Annotated in this window: 20 protein-coding genes; 13 read left to right on the top strand and 7 right to left on the bottom strand. The window is 67.7% G+C overall.

Annotation, left to right across the window (positions count from 1 at the left end; genetic code table 11):
- Positions 1-17: 17 nt before the first annotated feature.
- A complete protein-coding gene (locus tag K8O92_22620; protein UAK30680.1) occupies positions 18-701 on the bottom strand; it encodes a hypothetical protein in 684 nt (227 codons plus the stop codon).
- A gap of 599 nt (positions 702-1,300) precedes the next feature.
- On the opposite strand from K8O92_22620, the gene K8O92_22615 reads away from it, so the two are divergent.
- The 5 genes from K8O92_22615 (at position 1,301) to K8O92_22595 (ending at position 4,017) form a co-directional block, all read left to right on the top strand.
- The gene (locus K8O92_22615; protein UAK30679.1) at positions 1,301-1,480 is read left to right on the top strand and encodes a hypothetical protein; all 180 of its coding nucleotides are present in this window, start codon (positions 1,301-1,303) and stop codon (positions 1,478-1,480) included.
- A 269-nt stretch (positions 1,481-1,749) separates the two neighbouring features.
- Positions 1,750-2,496, top strand: a complete 747-nt coding sequence (locus tag K8O92_22610; GenBank protein UAK35882.1) for an NAD(P)H-binding protein — start codon at positions 1,750-1,752, stop codon at positions 2,494-2,496.
- 155 nt (positions 2,497-2,651) lie between these two features.
- Positions 2,652-3,209, top strand: coding sequence for a class I SAM-dependent methyltransferase (locus K8O92_22605; GenBank protein UAK30678.1), 558 nt, complete (start codon positions 2,652-2,654; stop codon positions 3,207-3,209).
- Positions 3,210-3,218: 9 nt separating this feature from the next.
- Positions 3,219-3,644: a MerR family transcriptional regulator gene (locus K8O92_22600; GenBank protein UAK30677.1), complete on the top strand. Its 426-nt coding sequence runs from the start codon at positions 3,219-3,221 to the stop codon at positions 3,642-3,644.
- 172 nt (positions 3,645-3,816) lie between these two features.
- The gene (locus tag K8O92_22595; protein UAK30676.1) at positions 3,817-4,017 is read left to right on the top strand and encodes a hypothetical protein; all 201 of its coding nucleotides are present in this window, start codon (positions 3,817-3,819) and stop codon (positions 4,015-4,017) included.
- Between the two features lie 49 nt (positions 4,018-4,066).
- Here the strand turns inward: K8O92_22595 and K8O92_22590 are convergent, their stop codons facing one another.
- Positions 4,067-4,348, bottom strand: coding sequence for a hypothetical protein (locus tag K8O92_22590; GenBank protein UAK30675.1), 282 nt, complete (start codon positions 4,346-4,348; stop codon positions 4,067-4,069).
- 263 nt (positions 4,349-4,611) lie between these two features.
- Here K8O92_22590 and K8O92_22585 point away from each other — a divergent pair, with 263 nt between their 5' ends.
- Positions 4,612-4,809, top strand: coding sequence for an ANTAR domain-containing protein (locus tag K8O92_22585; GenBank protein UAK35881.1), 198 nt, complete (start codon positions 4,612-4,614; stop codon positions 4,807-4,809).
- A gap of 120 nt (positions 4,810-4,929) precedes the next feature.
- On the opposite strand, the gene K8O92_22580 is transcribed toward K8O92_22585, so the two are convergent.
- Entirely contained in the window at positions 4,930-5,694 is a 765-nt protein-coding gene (locus tag K8O92_22580; GenBank protein UAK30674.1) for a trans-aconitate 2-methyltransferase, read from the bottom strand.
- Between the two features lie 253 nt (positions 5,695-5,947).
- On the opposite strand from K8O92_22580, the gene K8O92_22575 reads away from it, so the two are divergent.
- A complete protein-coding gene (locus tag K8O92_22575) occupies positions 5,948-6,145 on the top strand; it encodes a hypothetical protein (GenBank protein ID UAK35880.1) in 198 nt (65 codons plus the stop codon).
- A gap of 75 nt (positions 6,146-6,220) precedes the next feature.
- Positions 6,221-6,667, top strand: coding sequence for a nuclear transport factor 2 family protein (locus K8O92_22570; GenBank protein UAK30673.1), 447 nt, complete (start codon positions 6,221-6,223; stop codon positions 6,665-6,667).
- A 33-nt stretch (positions 6,668-6,700) separates the two neighbouring features.
- Here the strand turns inward: K8O92_22570 and K8O92_22565 are convergent, their stop codons facing one another.
- The gene (locus tag K8O92_22565) at positions 6,701-8,008 is read right to left on the bottom strand and encodes a glycosyltransferase 87 family protein (GenBank protein UAK30672.1); all 1,308 of its coding nucleotides are present in this window, start codon (positions 8,006-8,008) and stop codon (positions 6,701-6,703) included.
- A gap of 166 nt (positions 8,009-8,174) precedes the next feature.
- On the opposite strand from K8O92_22565, the gene K8O92_22560 reads away from it, so the two are divergent.
- Complete coding sequence (locus K8O92_22560; GenBank protein ID UAK30671.1) at positions 8,175-8,804, top strand: UdgX family uracil-DNA binding protein; 630 nt, start codon at positions 8,175-8,177, stop codon at positions 8,802-8,804.
- Positions 8,805-8,835: 31 nt separating this feature from the next.
- Positions 8,836-9,228, top strand: coding sequence for an ankyrin repeat domain-containing protein (locus K8O92_22555; GenBank protein UAK30670.1), 393 nt, complete (start codon positions 8,836-8,838; stop codon positions 9,226-9,228).
- Between the two features lie 5 nt (positions 9,229-9,233).
- Here the strand turns inward: K8O92_22555 and K8O92_22550 are convergent, their stop codons facing one another.
- Positions 9,234-10,607 carry an FAD-dependent oxidoreductase gene (locus tag K8O92_22550; protein UAK30669.1) on the bottom strand — a complete coding sequence of 458 codons (1,374 nt, stop codon included), beginning with the start codon at positions 10,605-10,607 and terminating at the stop codon, positions 9,234-9,236.
- A gap of 152 nt (positions 10,608-10,759) precedes the next feature.
- Between K8O92_22550 and K8O92_22545 the strand changes: the two genes are divergently transcribed.
- Together K8O92_22545 and K8O92_22540 are read left to right on the top strand one after the other, a co-directional pair.
- The gene (locus K8O92_22545) at positions 10,760-12,319 is read left to right on the top strand and encodes an amino acid permease (GenBank protein ID UAK30668.1); all 1,560 of its coding nucleotides are present in this window, start codon (positions 10,760-10,762) and stop codon (positions 12,317-12,319) included.
- Positions 12,320-12,394: 75 nt separating this feature from the next.
- Positions 12,395-13,102 carry a hypothetical protein gene (locus tag K8O92_22540; protein ID UAK30667.1) on the top strand — a complete coding sequence of 236 codons (708 nt, stop codon included), beginning with the start codon at positions 12,395-12,397 and terminating at the stop codon, positions 13,100-13,102.
- 16 nt (positions 13,103-13,118) lie between these two features.
- Here the strand turns inward: K8O92_22540 and K8O92_22535 are convergent, their stop codons facing one another.
- Positions 13,119-13,610, bottom strand: a complete 492-nt coding sequence (locus K8O92_22535; GenBank protein ID UAK30666.1) for a carboxymuconolactone decarboxylase family protein — start codon at positions 13,608-13,610, stop codon at positions 13,119-13,121.
- A complete protein-coding gene (locus K8O92_22530; protein ID UAK30665.1) occupies positions 13,607-14,689 on the bottom strand; it encodes a dihydrodipicolinate reductase in 1,083 nt (360 codons plus the stop codon). Before K8O92_22530 ends, K8O92_22535 begins: the two co-directional genes overlap by 4 nt.
- Before the next feature lie 334 nt (positions 14,690-15,023).
- Here K8O92_22530 and K8O92_22525 point away from each other — a divergent pair, with 334 nt between their 5' ends.
- The gene (locus K8O92_22525; GenBank protein UAK30664.1) at positions 15,024-17,114 is read left to right on the top strand and encodes a hypothetical protein; all 2,091 of its coding nucleotides are present in this window, start codon (positions 15,024-15,026) and stop codon (positions 17,112-17,114) included.
- The last annotated feature ends 192 nt before the right edge of the window (positions 17,115-17,306 follow it).

Here is a 17,306-nt window from a genome sequence, read left to right as displayed (position 1 = left end):
TCCGCCGCGTCCGACGGTCAGGCCGCGTCGTCGGGATCGGCAGGCCGCTTCGGCGCGACCACCTGGATGCGCCACGACAGGCGGAAGAGATTGCCCGATCTGTTCCGGATCCACTGGGTGAGGGCGGCGACGGCCGAACCGAGCGAGGTCACGCCGGCCAGCAGCGCCCAAGGCGTGAGACCCGCGGACGTGTAGGCGACTTGCCCGACACCCGGCACGACGAGTCTGCCGTTGCCGAACGCCCAGTTCATCAACGATCCGATGTGTCCACCCAGGTCCGAACGGCGTCCGACCATCGCCTTCAGCTCACCGCCCTTGCTGTTGACATACAGCACGGTGAACACCACCAACAGCGCGGCTGCCAACGTGGACAGCGTCGCCAGCCGACTGAGCGCATCGATGCGGAGGCGCAGATTGATCACGACCACCAAGATCGTAATCGTGATAGCCGCACAGGCCAGTAGTGCCCAGAAACCCGTGATCTTCGCGGCGGGCGGGGCGGACTGTGACCAGACGTTCAAGAACCGGGTGGTGATCTGCATCCGGCCGAACGCGTTCGTGCTGACCCTGCCGTCAGCGCCCGCGGCGGTCATCCACGGCTGGAACAGCAATATGAGCGTGGCGAGGCTGCCGACCGCGGCCCATACGTAGCCCCAATAGCCGCGCAGCGCGGCCTGAATCGACCGCAAGTTGGCCGGCACGACGCTGCTCTTCGCCCCGTTCGTCTGAGTGGACCGGCTGTCCCCAGTCTCGTTCGACTGCCAGGGCGTTGGCTGCACCATTGCCTCAGTTTAAAGTCGCGCTGGTGCCCGAATTCCGGCGAGAACTCACCTCCAGTGGGAAGCGTAGAGGCACCACACCCGCGCGAGACTCGGGCGAGGCACCGCGCCTATCGAAGAGTCGAGGCATCCGGGAGGCGACTCGCCGCGTAACGATCACCGTTACAGACCGCCGCCGACTTGTCCGTCTGAGCGGGCCCGGCGGCGCCGTCGTAGGGGACCGTCGCCGGTTCCTATGTGGCACGCCGCTGTCCTGCGCAAAATCCGGTCTCGATTGTGCGAAGATCATCGAGCGGCTCATGAACTGCGCAATACGGACACTGCCCGGGTCTTAGGAATTCTTCCGGTATGTTTTCCGGCTGAATTCGATGCCGCTGCCCCGAAAAAAGCACCAGTGGTGACCTTGCCGTTATGCGACACCGGGGAACTTAACGTTTCTTTGCCTGGCGCTCACCGCCTTGTGGGTGAACGATGAAATTCGTGAGTCAAAGTTAAATTCCACTCGAGTCAAAGGATTCGCAATGTCCACCAAATTCACCAAAATTTTCGCAGCGAGCGCGATGGCCCTGTCCTTCGGCTTCCTCGCGGCTCCCGCCGCTTCCGCCGAAGCGACGCCGTCGGATGCGGCGACGCCGGTAACCGGCTCGTTCGGCTCGGCCGTGCTGTGCTTCCCCCTCGGAAGTGTCGTCTGGTGCATCTGACACCTGCTGTGCGGCCGCACCGCGTTGACGCCGGCCGCACGTGTCCTTCGAATTCCCCCTCCGAGTGCCGGCGGCCCGCGGTGTGCCGGGCATGCCGCCGAGTCGCGCTCGGGTCGACGTAGGGAAGCAGAGCCGAGCAGTTGCCGCCGCAACGTGGATCGACCGATGCGGCGGGAGCTGTGACGCGAACTCGTCGTGTCACACCGGACGTGGCCGCTTCGTCTACTCACCGGACCAGTGAGATAGAGGAGGTCGCGATGCGAATCGCAGTGATCGGCGCAAGCGGGCGGATCGGCCGGGACGTGATCGACGTGCTGAAGAACCAAGGTCACGATGTCGTGGCCATCAGCCGGTCGGCAGGCGTGGACGTCTACACCGGAGACGGTTTGGCCCAGGCGCTGGCCGGCGTACATGTCGTGGTGGACGCGGTCAACGCGACGACCACCGAAACCGAGGTGGTGACCGACTTCTTCCGCACCGTTGCGCGGAATGTGCAGCACTCGGCGGCTACCGCCGGAGTCCGTCGGATCGTTGTGGTCTCCATAATCGGCATAGATCGTTTCACCGCCGGGCACTACGCGGGGAAACTGGCCCAGGAGAACGCCTACCGCGAAGGCCCGGTACCCGTGCGAATCCTGCGCGCGGCTCAGTTCCACGAATTCACCGAAATGATGCTCGACTGGACCACGCGCGGTGACACCGCATACGTGCCGAAGTACCGGGCTCAGCTCGTCGCCGCCCGCACGGTCGCCGAACGGCTGGCCGAACTGGCCGTTTCCGAGGACGCGCCCGAGGCGGTCGACATCGCGGGGCCGGAAGAATTCGAGCTCGCCACGGCCGTCGCCGAAGTGGCTGCGCGACGGGGGGAACCGGCTCGTGTGCACGAGATCGTCGACACCGCCGACCCGGATCACCAATTGCAAGCCGGTGGCGCTCTCCTGGCTGGGCCCGATGCGATCATCGCCGGTCCGACGTTCGCGCAGTGGCTGGACCAGAAGTACCCGAAACAGCCCTGACCACCTTATTCGAGCGGCCGTCGCCCCGAATCGGATCTGACGGCGGCCGCTTCGAACTGTGCCCGGCCCAGGATCCCGCCACAGCGGCGAAGACAACTCTTGACTTCAGGTCGACCTCAACTCGCAAGCTGAGCGCACCACGAGGAGAGGAAGTCATGACCGCCTTCGGAGAAAAGCAGAGCCTTGGCTACGACAAGCGGGCCACACGCCTGCTCGGGGGTTTGTACCGCCGGATCGCCGCCGACATCGACGGGGCAGCGCGACCGGGCGCGTGGGTGCTCGACGTCGGGACCGGGCCGGGAAAGTTACTGGCCCACGTGCGCGATCGCCGACCGGATCTGCGGCTTCACGGCGTGGACCTGTCACCGCACATGATCGATCTCGCCGAGGCGACACTGGCGGCAAGCGCGGCCGAGCTGCAGGTCGGCGACGTAGGCGCGCTCCCCTACCCCGACGACAGTTTCGATCTGATCGTCTCGAGCCTGAGCATGCACGAGTGGCCGGAGCCCGACCGCGCGATCGCGGAGCTGGCGCGCGTGCTGCGTCCCGGCGGCGTCGTGGCGATCTACGACTTCCGCTTCGTGCGCGCGGCCGCGGCTCTCGACGCATTGCGCCGATCGTTCGATGCGGCGACGGTGCGGCGGGAGCCAGTGCGTCCCCGGCGTCATCCGATCGGGCTGTACGCGCGGCTCATCGCCCGCGCCCCCGCCTAGAGTGCGAGCATGACGGGCGGCGACATCTCGATCGGTGAGCTCGCGGCGCGCTTCGGCCTGGCCGCTCACGTGCTGCGGCACTGGGAGGATGTCGGACTGCTCGCGCCGCGCCGGGACAGCGCGGGCCGACGGCGTTATCGCGACGACGACGCGGAGACGGTGGCGATGATCCTGCTCGGCAAGCAGGTCGGTTTGTCGCTCGAGGATCTCGCCGTCCTGTTCGCCGAGGCATCCGACCGGGCCGCTCGCCGCGATCTGCTGCGCGCGCACCGCGACCAGCTCGTTCGCCGGATCGCCCAGGCCACCGCGGCGCTGGACACCATCACCCACGCTCTCGACTGCGCGGCTGAGGATTTCCGCGATTGCCCGCACTTCCAGGCCAAGGTCGCTCACGCGCTCACCCTGGTCACGAACCGGTCGAGCCGGGGTCGGTAAATCGTTATGACGCAGGAAATTCCGCTTCGACGGCGGAGTTCGCCGCGATCCGGTCACCGGGCGAGGGGCCGGCGACAAGAGAGAGATACTTCGTCTGTTCTCCCGGACTAGGATCGAGTCCTACCAGAGTGACACCGCAGACCGTGACACCGAGACTCGATAGAGGTGCCTTATGCGCAGGACGATTCGAGTACCCGCTGCGGAACTCGCCGATCACATCGGCGAATCCGTCGTCGGTTACGGCACGCTCACGCAAGCGGGAGTGGTCCAGCCGGGCGGCGACCTCGTCGTCGCGGTCTTCGGCGTGGAGACCGACCGGCGCGAGAAATCGTTCACACCAGCTCAATTGGTCGAACTGGAGGTCAGCGACTAGCCCGGACGAAGCACGGCCACGTCCGGCTCCACCACGCCCGCCGTGCGGCTCAACCGATCAGCGCGTTCATGATCGTGCCCGCACTGGTGGCGATGACACCGCCGAGCATGCCGCCCGCGACCATCTTCGCCGAGGCGAGTGGCCCACCGTTCCACTTCTCCCACGCGAATTTCCCTCCCGCGTAGGTGATGCCGGCTACGCCGGAGAGAATCACGAACCAGGTGAAATATCGGAACAGCTGGAGTATTTTGTCCGCGTTCGGGGGAGCTTCGGGGACGGGGTCCTCCACCTGAGCCAGGAGAAATGCTTCGACTGCCGTATGGATCGTCATTGATCTGTCTCCGTCGCGTTTCCGCAGGACAAGTTATACGCAATCGCTATGACGTTCGAAGTATCGCGATCTCGGCGGCTCGCGTCAACCCTCCTGCGCGGCCGAGGACATGCGCTGCACGAATCGTTCCGCCGCGAATGCGGTGTCAGATCGCCACGGACGGGTAGTGCGTGGGTGTGAGCTACGACGGCGACGGCACGGCGACGGGCGATCTCGACCCGGTGGCCGCGCGGGCGGTGATCGAGCAGGCCAAGGGCGCGGTGATGCTGGTCTATGGACTCGATGCCGACGAAGCATTCACCATGCTGCGGGTGCGATCCCAGGAAACCAACACCAAGCTGCGAGTTCTGGCCGCCAAGGTGGCCGCTGAACTCCCGTCGATCGGTGTGCCCGCCGTCACCGGCGAACTGCGCAGCCGCGTCAACCGGCTGTTGGCGACGGCGCACGAGCGACCCCTGTGACACTTCGGCGAGCGGCCGGCGACACCAGCCGCTCCCTCCGCTCGGCCACCGCGGCGACCAGTCCGAATCCCGGCGGCGGACACCTGGTTGTCCGGCCGTTGTCCGCCCGGCGACCGAGCGCTAGTGCTTGCGGGCCACGGCGAACACTCGCCGGAACGGCAGCCAGGTGGCGCCGTCGGGCCGCCGAGGATAGGCGCTGCGCAGCAGGGGGGCCAGTTGCGCGGTGAACTCCCGCCACTGCGCGTCGTCGAGCGCATCGCGCACGGGTCGCAGCGCGGTGCCGGTGACCCACTCGAGCACCGGGTCGTCCCCGGTCAAGCGCTGGAGGTAGGTCGTCTCCCAGGCGTCGACGGCTCCACCCGCCGCGGCGAGCACGTCCGCGTAGCCCGCGGGATCGAGCATCGCACCCGGATCGAGGATGCCCGCTCGTTCGAGGCTGTCGCGCCATTCCTCGCGTGCGGCCACTTGACGGATCGCGCGATGGGAGGCCGCGTCGAAGTTCCCGGGCACCTGCACGGCCAGGAACGCGCCCGCGGGGAGCTGCCGCATCCACTCGGCGAGCAGGCCGGAGTGCCCGGGCACCCAGTGGAGGACGGCGTTGCAGACGACGACATCGGTCTGCGCGCTCGGCCGCCATTCCTGCACCGCCCCGAGCGTCGCATCGATGCCGCGCTCCTGCGCGGCCGCGACCATCTCCGGGGAGGAGTCGAGTGCGCGCACGATCGCGCCGGGCCAGCGCCGCGCGAGGACCGCGGTGAGATGCCCGGGGCCGCAACCCAAGTCGACCACCACCCGGGGCTCGGCCGTCGTGACCCTGGCCACGAGGTCGAAGAATGGGCGGGACCGGTGGTCGCCGAACGCGAGGTACTGCTGGGGATCCCACATATGCCCTCCGAAAACCTGCAACAAACCGTACGTACGTACTGTACGCCTGCCCCCGTGCCCAGAAGAAGATTCGAGAGACGGCAGGCGGCGCGGAAAGGGCGCAGGCGAGCACATGCCGTCCTCGGCCAGAAGAATCCGCGCTGTGACAGTCGTGACTCGAACCGACCTTGTTCGGCTCGATGACCTGCAAACACGCCGGACGCGAAAACCGACTGTCTATCACGGTTTCGTAACGGCCCGCGCTGGGTATCACATAGCTATGACGGATTACCGACCAACCCGCATCGCCGGTGTGGAACCGGGAACCGGCGCGCTCGCTTTAGCCACGTGCCTTGCGTTTTCGACCGGCATCGCCACGATCACGCAATCGGTGTTCACCACCCTGGTGGCGTGTGTGAGCATCGTGGCGGGCCTCACACTGGTACTGAACATTCTGCCGCATCGGGCATAACCCGCAGGGACCTTGCCTCGCACGCCGAATCCTGGTGGCATCTACCCCGGGGATCGACGCTCATCGGAGGCAGGCATGCTGTCGTTGCAGGAGATTTCGGATCGACTCGAGATCGAAGACCTGATGGTGCGGTATTCGCACGCGGTCGACACTCGGCAGTGGGACCTGCTGGACGAGGTTTTCACACCCGACGCACACATCGACTACTCGGCCATGGGTGGCTCGGTGGGCGATCTCGCCGCGACGAAGCAGTTCCTCGCGGCCATCCTGCCGAACTTCCCGGCGTTCCAACATCTGATCAGCAACTCGTCCATCACGATCGACGGTGACACGGCTACGGGGCGGACGATGTGCCACAACCCGATGGTGGTGTCCGGCGGCGACGGACCGCCCACGATGATGCTGTGCGGCCTGTGGTACCTGGACACGTTCGTCCGTGTAGACGGTCAGTGGCGTATCAAAACGCGGGTCGAGGAGAAGAGCTTCCTTTTCGCCGCACCGTCCGCACCCGGTATGGGGTGAAGGGGCGGCATGTCACCGCCACGCGGCCGTGCTTCAGCGCGCGGTCAGCGCTGAGGTCGCTGGGTCCGGGGCGCGGGCGGACTGCTCGTGCGCTTGATCGGCTTGCCGCGGGGCCGACCTCCTGCTGGTGATCAGGAACAGCACGACCAGCACCACGCTGAACCAGACGTAGGTGTTGCCGATGAAGTGCTGCCAAGGCGTCCACGCGGACTCGCGGTGCTCACCGTCGGGCAACCAGTTGTGCGGGCCGATGACGAACACCGCCGCCGTCGCCGCGAACGTCATCCACCAACCGATTGCCCGCCTGCCGGGCAGACGGGTCGCGTGGCCCACGACGGCGAACAAGGCGGGCGCGATCCACACCCAGTGATGCGACCAGGAGATGGGCGACACCAGCAGGGTGAAGACGGCGTTGATGGCCAGTGCCAGCGCGGGCAGGTCGGCAGCCCTGCGCATCGCGGTGACGACAAGCGCGAGCAGGAGAGCGCCGAGAACCAGCCAGATCACGGTGAACGCGGGCTCGGGCACCTCGAACCGGGCGAACATCGCCTGAATCGACTGGTTGGTATGGAACGCGGAGCCGCTCAGCCCGGAGACGTTGCCGAGTCCGCCGAACCAATACTTGACGGACTCCTTCGGCAGGATCGCGAAACCCGCTGCCGTCGCGGCCGCGCCGGTGACCGCCGCGGTCGCGGCCGCGCGGTAGTCCCGGCGGACCAGGAAGTAGAGCACGAAAGCCGCGGGTGTCAGCTTGATGGCGGCGGCTATGCCGATCAGCATGCCCCGGGGCCACCGCGGTTTGTGGGTGAGGCAATCGGCGGCGACCAGGGCCATCAGCAGCAGGTTGACTTGACCGAAATCCAACGTGGAGTGGATCGGCTCCAGCAGCAGGCCCAACGGAGTCGCGCACGCGGTGGCCCAGACCGCCAGTCGCCGCTGCGACTCCTCGGGCCATACCCGCCTGGCGACCAGATAGAGAGTGAGGCCGAGCGCCGCTACCGAGGAAACGAAGAAACTCAGTGCCGCCACGTCCCAGGGCAGCATCGCGAAGGGACCCAGCGCGAGCGCGGCGAACGGCGGGTAGATGAACGGCAGGCCCGCACCGATGGTGGTCTGCGGCAGTTGACCGTACATGTCGGCGCCGTGCCGCATAGCGTCCACACCCAGTCGATACACCTGCAGGTCGATGAACCCGCCGGTGATCTTCTCGAACGGCCAGACCGGTTTCAGGAGGCAGAACGCGGAGAAGGCGACCGAGAGAACCGGTGCCAGCCGCAATACACGCCCGAGTCGACGGTTCTGGGACATCGGCGTTTCGGCGGTGGCGGTGACACTACTCATCCGCGGCGACTATACCGACCCATGTCCGCTCGTTCACCACGTGGTTGAGAGTTTCGCGCCTGTCGCGTGAGGACGCCGCAAACGGGTAAGCCGCCACCAGCACGAGTGCCGAAGGAGGTCGGCGAATGGCGGTCGCAGCCCCAGGCGAGGCGGGAGGCTCGGTCCGATGAAGGCGCCCGGCGCCGCGAGGTTCGTACCCGAGGACGCGGATCTGGCGCGGTTGCGGCAGGCCGCCTGTGACTGTCACGGGTGCGATCTCTACCGCAGCGCCACGCAGACGGTGTTCGGCGCCGGACCCGAGAACGCGGACGTGGTGCTGATCGGTGAACAGCCCGGCGATCAGGAGGACGTCGTGGGTCAGCCGTTCGTCGGTCCCGCCGGACACTTGCTCGACCGGGCGCTGGCGGAGGTCGGCATCGACCGCGACGCGGCCTACCTGACGAACGCGGTGAAGCACTTCAAGTTCGTCGAGCGCGGCAAGCGGCGAATCCACAAACAACCCGGACGTACCGAAGTGGTCGCCTGCTCGGCATGGCTGGACGCCGAGCTCGGCCTGCTGCGTCCGCGTTTGGTGGTGTGTCTGGGCGCGATCGCCGCCCAGGCGGTGCTGGGCCCTTCGTTCAAGGTCAGCGAACGCCGCGGCGAGGTCGTCGAGGCGGAGAAGTTCCGCGTGATCGCCACTGTGCATCCGTCCTCGGTGCTGCGCGCGCCCGATCGCACCGCGGCCTACGAAGCCTTCGTCGCCGATCTGCGCATAGTGCGGAAACAACTGGGAAAGTCCACGGCCACGCGCTGACTCTCGCGCGGCCCATGATAGGAGTGAGCGGATGAGCGCTGACGAGATCGATCCGGAACTGCTCGAGCTGGCCACCAAGGTGTTCGACTTTGCACGGGCCGGAGACGCCGCGAGCTTGGCCACCTATGTGGACGCGGGCGTACCGGTCAACCTCACCAACGACGCCGGAGACACCCTGCTCATGCTCGCCGCCTACCACGGGCACGCCGATGCGGTCACAGCACTACTCGAGCGCTCGGCCGATCCGAACCGCGCCAACGACAAAGGCCAAACCCCGCTGGCGGGGGCGGTTTTCAAGGGCGAGACCGAGATCGTGAAACAGCTCGCCGCGGCGGGCGCCGACCCGGACGCGGGCACCCCGTCGGCCCGCGCGGCCGCCGTCATGTTCGGCAAGACCGAGCTGCTGGGGTTCTTCGGCGCCTGAGGCCCCTACCCGCGTTCGCGGACGGCGGTGACGGCCTTGCGCGAGGCCACCAGCACCGGATCCCACACGGGAGAGAACGGTGGCGCGTACCCGAGGTCGAGCATCATCATCTGCTCGACGGTCATCCGGGCGGTCAGCGCGACGGCCGCGATGTCGACGCGTTTGCCCGCGCCCTCGCGTCCCACGATCTGGACACCGAGTAGCCGGCCGGTGAAACGCTCGGCGAGCATCTTCACCGTCATCGGCTCCGCGTCAGGGTAGTAACCCGCGCGATTGGTGGATTCGACGGTGACGGTCACATATTGCAAGCCCGCTGACCGAGCGTCTTTCTCGCGCAGACCCGTTCGGGCCACCTCCAGCTCGCACACCTTGCTCACCGCCGTGCCGACAACTCCCGGGAACACCGCGTATCCCCCGCCGATGTTCGCCCCGATGATCTGACCGTGCTTGTTGGCGTGGGTGCCCAGCGGGATGTGGCGTTCGCGGCCCGAGACCAGATCCAGCACCTCGACGCAATCGCCGCCCGCCCAGATGTTCTCGTGCCCGCGCACCCGCATGGCGAGATCGGTCCGCAGCCCGCCGTGCTGCCCCAGCGGCAGACCGGCGGCACGCGCCAGCTCCGTCTCCGGGCGCACGCCGATGCCGAGCACCACGACGTCCGCCGGGTATTCCGCGGTGTCGGTGACGACCGCGGCGATCCGGCCGTCGTCACCGGTCCGCAGCTCGGACACCTCCGCGTCGCCGACCACCTCGATGCCCATCCCGCACATGGCGTCGCGGACCAGGGCGCCCATGTCCGGGTCGAGCGTGGACATCGGCTCGGGACCGCGGTTGACCATCGTGACGTCGTAGCCGCGGCGGATCAGCGCTTCCGCCATCTCCACGCCGATGTAGCCCGCACCGACCACGACGGCGCGCTTGCCACGCGCCCGCTCCAGCGTCTCGAGCAGCGCCTGCCCGTCGTCGAGGGTCTGCACGCCGTGCACACCGTAAGCGTCGATGCCCGGCAGCGGTGGGCGGATCGGGCGAGCTCCGGTGGCGATCACCAAGTGGTCGTAGGGCATCCATGCCTGGTCGCCGGTTTCTCGGTCGCGATAGCGCACTCTGGTCGCGTCGAGGTCGATCTCGGTGACTGGGGTGTGCAGCCGCAGGTCGATATCGCGGGCGCGGTGTTCCGCGGGTGTGCGGGCGACCAGAGCGTCGCGCTCGGCGACTCGGCCGCCGACCCAGTACGGAATGCCGCAGGCCGAGTAGGAGGTGAACCCGCCGCGTTCGAAAACGACGATCTCCAGCGCGCTCACGTCCCGCATCCGCCGCGCCTGCGAGGCGGCCGACATCCCCGTCGCGTCGCCACCGATGACCACCAGTCGCTCGCTCATGGTCATCACGCTACGTTCGGCCCACGCTGGGCGGGTGCCGGGGCCGCCGTTTCGCGACTTTGCCGGTTGCCCTGCGGCCGACCGATCGGTACTCCACACTGTTCTTCTGACAAACGCGGTATGAGGGCAGCGTTTTCACCCGGGAGCACCACATGACCGAAACCCGATCCCCTTCCGACGACGAACGCCGGCTCGCCGAACTGGGTTACAAACAAGAACTGGCCAGATCCTGGTCGGGTTTCTCCAATTTCGCCATCAGTTTCACGATCGTGTCCATCCTCACCGGTGGACTGGCCAGCTACGGCATCGGTTTGGCCAACGGCGGCCCGATCACCATGGCCTGGGGTTGGCCATTGGTCTCGATCATGGTGCTGTTCGTGGGGCTCGCCATGGCGGAATTGGCCTCCGCGTACCCCACCTCGGGCGGGCTGTACTGGTGGGCGTCCGAGCTGGGCGGACCGGTGTGGGGCTGGTTCACCGGATGGTTCAACCTGATCGGACAGATCGCGGTCACCGCGGCGATCGACTACGGCGCGGCCATCTTCACCACAGTCGTGCTGAACGTCGTCGGCATCGACATCGGCACCGACCGCACCGCGATCTTTCTCGTCTTCGCCGCCATTCTGGTCTTGCACGCGGTATCGAACGTGCTCGGCCCGCATCTGTCGGCGGTGATCAACAACGTGTCCGCGTGGTGGCACGTCGTGGGTGTGGCGATCTTCGTCGTCGTACTCGGGTTCGGCGCGCAACACCATCAGAGCGCCGGATGGGTCTTCACCGAAACAGTCGACAACAGCGCGATCGGATTCGGCGGCGTCGCGTTCAGCTTCCTGCTCGGCCTGCTGCACGCGCAGTACACGTTCACCGGTTACGACGCTTCGGCGCACATGTCGGAGGAGACGCACGACGCGTCCCGGATGGCGGCCAAAGGGATCATCAACACGATCATCGTGTCGGCGATCGCCGGTTATCTGCTCATCATGGCGGTGACGTTCGCCATTCCGGATCTCGACGACGCGCTGGATCCGGAGCAGAACAGCGGGTACCCCGTGATCTACATCCTGGAGAACTCCCTGAGCGGGTTCTGGTCGGGTCTGCTGCTGATCATCGCGGCGGTCGCGCAATTGTTCTGTGGGTACGCCTCCGTGACCTCGGCTTCCCGGATGCTGTTCGCGTTCGCGCGCGACGGCGCGGTGCCGGGTTCGAAATTCTGGTCGAGGCTTTCCGCGCGGAAGGTACCGGTGCACGCGGTGCTGTTCATCTCGTTCTTCGCCTTCGTTCTGCTGATTCCGTCGATGCTGGTACCCGCCGCGAACGCGCCGACCGCCTACGCCGCGGCCACGTCGGTCGCGACCATCGGGCTCTACATCGCCTATGGCATTCCGATCCTGTTGCGGCAACGCCACGGCGCTCGATTCCGCACCGGTCCATGGCAACTGGGGAAGTGGTACCGCCCCATCGGTGTGGTCGCGCTGATCTGGATCACGCTGATCAGCATCCTGTTCATCCTGCCCACCGACGCCCGCGGATATCCGTGGCACGGCGACTTCACCTGGAATACCGTGAATTACGCGCCGATCACCCTGGTCGTCGTGGTGGGTGCGATCGGCATCTGGTGGCTGGTGTCGGCCCGGACCTGGTTCACCGGGCCGAAGCGGACCGTGGACGAGCCGCCCGCGGGCCAACCGGAGCAGGCGCCTGCCAACGCCTGAGGCCCAACCGGCCGGGGCGGGTTCCCGGTTCTGGCGTGTCGAGTTTGTCGGCGTCGGTCGCTAGGGTGTGTCGGCATGGAAAGGACCGACCTGGTGCGTATTTCGCCCGCCGGGAGAATTGTGTTCCCGGGAAATCCGTGGCCGGAAGGGCACGCGATCGAAGAGTTCGCGTGGACCGGCCGCATGGACCAGGCCGGCGGCCTGTGGTTCGATCTGCATCTGCGGTCCGCGGCATACAACGCCGAACGCGATCCCGATGACGACGAGGAGGACGGCGAGAGCTGGCTGTCGCCGATCGTCTGGCAGAACTACCGCAGCTGCACGCTGTCGTCCACGTACTGGGGCGAGGACGACGCCACGGGGCTGCGCGCCGCGGCGCCCGGCCGTCCTTTCCTGCTGAGATCTCCGCAGCCGCAGCGCCTCACGGTCGATCCGCTCCCCTTGGCGCATGCCGACGACGTCGAATGCCTGGCGTTCAACATCTATCTTCTCGGCCATGATTCGGTCGCCGACCAGGAAGTGTTCTTCACCCGGCGCGCCGACGGCAGGCACGACATCGACTGGCAGGGCCGCATCGCGCTGACCTACGCGGGTCAGGTCGAATTCCGGTACCGATTCCGGGCCCGGATATCCGGCGCCACACTCGAATACATTCGCTTTCCCGCGGAGATCTCGGCGGATCAAGCGCTGTGCCGGTTAGGCGCCGTGCTCGACGCTCCCGAGGAGTTCGAGCTGGGCCTGGTCGACGGGCAACCCGCGTGGGTTTCGAGGATCTCGGCCTGACCCGCCCGCGCGGATTTCATCGGCCGGTGGAATGACCGGGCAGAACGCAGACCGCGTCCAGGCCGAGGACGTGGTTGAGCCGGCCGAAAGCGAGCCATGAGCCGATGCTCATGCTCAGCTCGACCACTTCCGCCTGGCTGTAGCGGGCGAGCATCCGGCTCCAGAACTCTTCGTCGAGATTGTGGTGGTCGGTGGCGTAGCGTTCGGCGTATTCGGCGGCGAGCCGGGTGCGCTCGTCGAAGGCGTCGGTGGTCCGCCACTGCGTGACGGCCTCGGCGAATTCGGGCTCGACCTTCGTCCCGTCCCGCTCGGTACGCCAGTCCATGCAGAACAGGCAACCGTTGATCTGGGCGATGCGCAGCCTGGCCGCCTCGAATTCCCGGAGGCCGAGGGTGCTGTGCGAGTACACCGACAGTGAGAAGTTCGAAGCGGCGACGCCGATCCCGGGAACCATCTCACCCCACACATAGCCGATCGGATCCTTCCCCTCGGGAACGTCGATGATCATGGCTGCTTCCTTCCGAGTTTGCCGATCGCGGGGCGCAATGGGACCTCCAGTGCGTCATAGAGTCCGGGCTTCGCGGCGACCAGCCAATCGATGGCACCGACCAGGCGGCCGACCGCCGTGGCGTTCCCGCCTGAGGAACGGTTGCCTTCCTCGTCGGTCGCCTCGACGGTCACTTCGATGCGCGGGTGACCCTCGATGATCACCCGGTGCGCGCCCGCGCCGCCGTCGGCTGGCACGGGCCAGTCGGGGGCACAGGACGGATGGATGCGGGTGACATGCTCGATGACCAGACGCGGCTGACCCTCGACGATGCCTTGGACCTCGAAACGCACGGCGCCCTGCGTGCCCACCGCGAACTCCCCCATCGACGCCGTGGCGACGGTGGCGTCCAGGGCCCGCCGGTCCAGCGTCTCGCGGATCTCGTCGAGTTCGACGCCGAGCGCCCGTGCCATCAGCCGGATCTGCCCGCCCCACACCATGGCGGGCACCGACGGCGCGAGCATCGGCGGTTGATAGTCCATCGGCTGGCCCATGCCGACCAGGTAGCGCACCGAGTCCGGCTGGTCGTAGGTGGAATAGTCGAAGATCTCCTGGCAGCGGATCGTCTCGACCGTGCTGCCGAGCCCGCTGATCAGCAGGGGCAGCACGTCGTTGCCCCAACCGGGGTCGATGCCGGAGACGAACAGCGATCCGCCGCCCGCGGCGATCGCCTCCAGGACGGGATCGCGTACTTCCGGCGGGGCGTTGCGCGGGTCGTAGAGCGCGTACAGCGCTGGTGTGACCACCACGGCGCCCACGCGTAGTGCGCGCACGATGTCGGCGAGCGCGTCGTCGGGACGGATGTCGCCGGAGGCCGCGTAGACGACCGCGTCCGGGCGCGCATCGAGAACTCCGCCGATGTCGCCGGTGGCGGCGATACCGAGTTGTCGACCGAGTCCGCCGAGGTCGCCCGCGTCGCGACCGACCTTCGCCCGATCGTGCACCAGCACCCCGGTCAGGCGCAGCGCCGGATGGGCGTCGACGGCCCGGATGGCCGCGCGGCCGACATTGCCGGTGCCCCAGACCACCGTGGAGATCATCGATCGAGCGTAGCAAGCGCTTGGTCAGCCTTTTGGCATTCCGCGAAAGGCGCTCACGATTCCGATGTATCGGCTGTTCCGGATGCTGGGAAAGGATTCGGCCACCCTGGAACGCCGTGCCGCCGGGAACCGGTGACGCCGGCGTGCGCGGATAGGTCGGGCGCCCCGCCGCGCACCATTGGGAAAGGTGCGAACTCCCCGGTAGCGTTGCGCGCAGGGCATTACCCAGGGCCAGGGGTTTGCGGCGCAGTTCTGGTTCGCGGCTAGTACGGTATACCCGGCCGCCCGGCGCGGGGGCGGCGGTCGGGATCGGGTGGAAGGCGGGCGCGCGACAGTGAACGAGCGGTATTCGTCCTGGGCTGCCCGGAATACGCCCGAAGAGCTGCCGCTGGCCGCGCGTTACCAGAGCGCGGACCCGATCGTCTGGCACGGCAGCATGGTCTACCCGATGTACACCGAGCAAGTCGGCCCAGCGCCTACCACCGTCACCTTGACGATGATTTCCGCCGCGCCGCCCGCCGGACTGCGCGGGCTCGGGATGGGGCTGTCGGTCATCGACGGCTACCTGGACCTGCACGGGCGGTCCCTCGCCGGAGTCGACGCGTGGAGCGACGCGCTGGCCGCGGGCGTCAGCTTCGACGTCACGCCGACCGCGCCGGCGACTCTGGTGACCCTGACTCCGGTCTGGGTGGACGAATTCGGAACGCAGAAGTCCTGGACGGGTAACTACGGCATCGTCGTCGAGCACCGGCCCAACGGTCGCATCGTCCTGTGGTGCAGCATCGGCGAGGGACCGCCGAACTTCGCGAACCTGGTCGTGGAGGTGTCCACCGCTCCCACGGCCGTCGCACCCGAACCGCCGGCCCCACCCGCGACGTCCCCGACCAGCATGAGTTCGCCCGCCCCGCCGCCGGCCTCTTCGGCGGGCCCGCCGACCGCGCCGACCATGCCGGTCCCTCGTATCGACGCCGGACCCGCTCCGACCGAACCGGCAGCTTCCGTCGAGCAGCCTGCCGCCCATCCCCCCGCCGCCGGAAACGGCGTGAACGGGCAAGCTATGCAGAGCGGCCCGCCCCGCCGCCCCGGCAGTCTGTTCGTGAACTTACAGTCCTCCCGAGCAACCCCCGAAACCTCGCAGGCTTCTCTCGGCTCGCCGACACCGGACAACCCGAACCCGCTGCCGCGCCCACTCGTCGGACAGCCCGCGGCCGACGTCACGCACACCGGCCCCGACTCACTCGCCGCCGACGCCGCCTCCGGAACAGACGGCGAGTCCGCCTCGACCGGCTCGCGGCTACCGCACGAGCAGACCGGCCAATCCGCGCAACGCTCGGCGCCCGAGCGCCGGGCTGTGAACGGAAGATCCGCGCCGGACCCGTACGGCGCCTTCGGCCCTCCGGTCGCGCACACGCATCCGCCCGAAGACCCCGCGCGCCGTGGTTCCGGCCTGCTGATCGGCAACACGCCACCCGCACCGGAATTCCTTTCCCCCGCTACCACTCGGCCCGCCGCGAATGGTCCGCGCACCGATCCCGACCCCCTGGTCACGAACCCGTGGACCGCACCGGACGCGTTCAACGCTTTCGACTCGACCGGCACCCACACCGAATCCCCGGCAGAGACTTCGTCCTCTGACTCCGATTCTCCGCTAGCGCAACCTCATCCCGCCCCGCACTCCCCGGGCTCCGCCGCTGCGAACAATTCGCCCACCGATTGCGAGCCCCTGGTCACGAACCCGTGGACCGCACCGGAGGCATCTCGCGCTTTCGACCCGACCGGCACCCCCACCCGGTCCCCGGCGGAAGCCTCGCTTCCCGACTCCGGACCACCACCAGCGCAGCCACGCTCCGCCCCCGAGGTCTCGAACTCACCCGCCGCTCCGCAGGCGCCGCACTCACCGCCCCCAGAGCACCCTGCCGACGATCCCAGCGCACTGGTCACGCAGACCCTTCCGATGCCGAGTACGCCGGTCGCAGCGTCGAGCATTCAGGTTCACACCACCGCATCGGCGTTGGACAAACCGGTGCGACCCGCCGAAAGATCCTCGACTGTAGGTGCATCGCCGCGAGCGAGCGAGCCGGGACAGTCGGGCGATCCCGGCTATCGCGGCGCGCTCTACGACCTCGGCGTCGCGATGTACCGCCGTGGCGAGGAAGAACAAGCATGCGAACTGTGGGCGCAGGCCTCCGAAGCCGGACATGCCGGGGCGGCATACGAACTCGGCATGGTACGACTACGGCGTGGCGATCCCGTCGGAGCCGAATCCTGGTGGCGCACCGCCGCCGACCGCCGCGAACCTCGCGCCATCGCCGAACTCGCCGATCTGCTCGACCAGCTGGGCAAGCACGCGGAGGCCAAATCCTGGCGGGCCTACGCCGCCGAGCAGCACGAGGCGGACGCGGTGGATCAGCCGACCTCCCGCTGAGCCACGCGCGAGGGGGTCCGGCACAGCGCCGGAACCGACCCGACCGGGAAAACAAGTGGCATACGGATAGACCGATGACGTACGTTGCGGGGCATGTGCGGCAGTCCTGGTGCGAACGGAGCGTGCGCGGTCGGCGCGTATTACATCCGGCTGCGTACGGAGGCCTGGGCTCTGCCGGCGCACCGTATCGCT

Source organism: Nocardia asteroides, from assembly GCA_019930625.1.
Taxonomy (GTDB): Bacteria; Actinomycetota; Actinomycetes; order Mycobacteriales; family Mycobacteriaceae; genus Nocardia; species Nocardia sputi.
Note: the sequence above shows the minus strand (reverse complement) of the source record. Positions and strands in the feature narration are given on the sequence as shown.

Bases quoted from the DNA above. Each gene is read 5' to 3' on its own strand.
- K8O92_22580 (UAK30674.1), bottom strand. From the start codon at position 5,694: ATGTGGGATCCCCAGCAGTACCTCGCGTTCGGCGACCACCGGTCCCGC.
- K8O92_22550 (UAK30669.1), bottom strand. From the start codon at position 10,607: ATGAGCGAGCGACTGGTGGTCATCGGTGGCGACGCGACGGGGATGTCG.
- K8O92_22565 (UAK30672.1), bottom strand. From the start codon at position 8,008: ATGAGTAGTGTCACCGCCACCGCCGAAACGCCGATGTCCCAGAACCGT.
- K8O92_22600 (UAK30677.1), top strand. From the start codon at position 3,219: ATGACGGGCGGCGACATCTCGATCGGTGAGCTCGCGGCGCGCTTCGGC.
- K8O92_22595 (UAK30676.1), top strand. From the start codon at position 3,817: ATGCGCAGGACGATTCGAGTACCCGCTGCGGAACTCGCCGATCACATC.
- K8O92_22535 (UAK30666.1), bottom strand. From the start codon at position 13,610: ATGATCATCGACGTTCCCGAGGGGAAGGATCCGATCGGCTATGTGTGG.
- K8O92_22555 (UAK30670.1), top strand. From the start codon at position 8,836: ATGAGCGCTGACGAGATCGATCCGGAACTGCTCGAGCTGGCCACCAAG.
- K8O92_22585 (UAK35881.1), top strand. From the start codon at position 4,612: ATGCTGGTCTATGGACTCGATGCCGACGAAGCATTCACCATGCTGCGG.
- K8O92_22545 (UAK30668.1), top strand. From the start codon at position 10,760: ATGACCGAAACCCGATCCCCTTCCGACGACGAACGCCGGCTCGCCGAA.
- K8O92_22590 (UAK30675.1), bottom strand. From the start codon at position 4,348: ATGACGATCCATACGGCAGTCGAAGCATTTCTCCTGGCTCAGGTGGAG.
- K8O92_22540 (UAK30667.1), top strand. From the start codon at position 12,395: ATGGAAAGGACCGACCTGGTGCGTATTTCGCCCGCCGGGAGAATTGTG.
- K8O92_22530 (UAK30665.1), bottom strand. From the start codon at position 14,689: ATGATCTCCACGGTGGTCTGGGGCACCGGCAATGTCGGCCGCGCGGCC.
- K8O92_22605 (UAK30678.1), top strand. From the start codon at position 2,652: ATGACCGCCTTCGGAGAAAAGCAGAGCCTTGGCTACGACAAGCGGGCC.
- K8O92_22615 (UAK30679.1), top strand. From the start codon at position 1,301: ATGTCCACCAAATTCACCAAAATTTTCGCAGCGAGCGCGATGGCCCTG.
- K8O92_22560 (UAK30671.1), top strand. From the start codon at position 8,175: ATGAAGGCGCCCGGCGCCGCGAGGTTCGTACCCGAGGACGCGGATCTG.
- K8O92_22570 (UAK30673.1), top strand. From the start codon at position 6,221: ATGCTGTCGTTGCAGGAGATTTCGGATCGACTCGAGATCGAAGACCTG.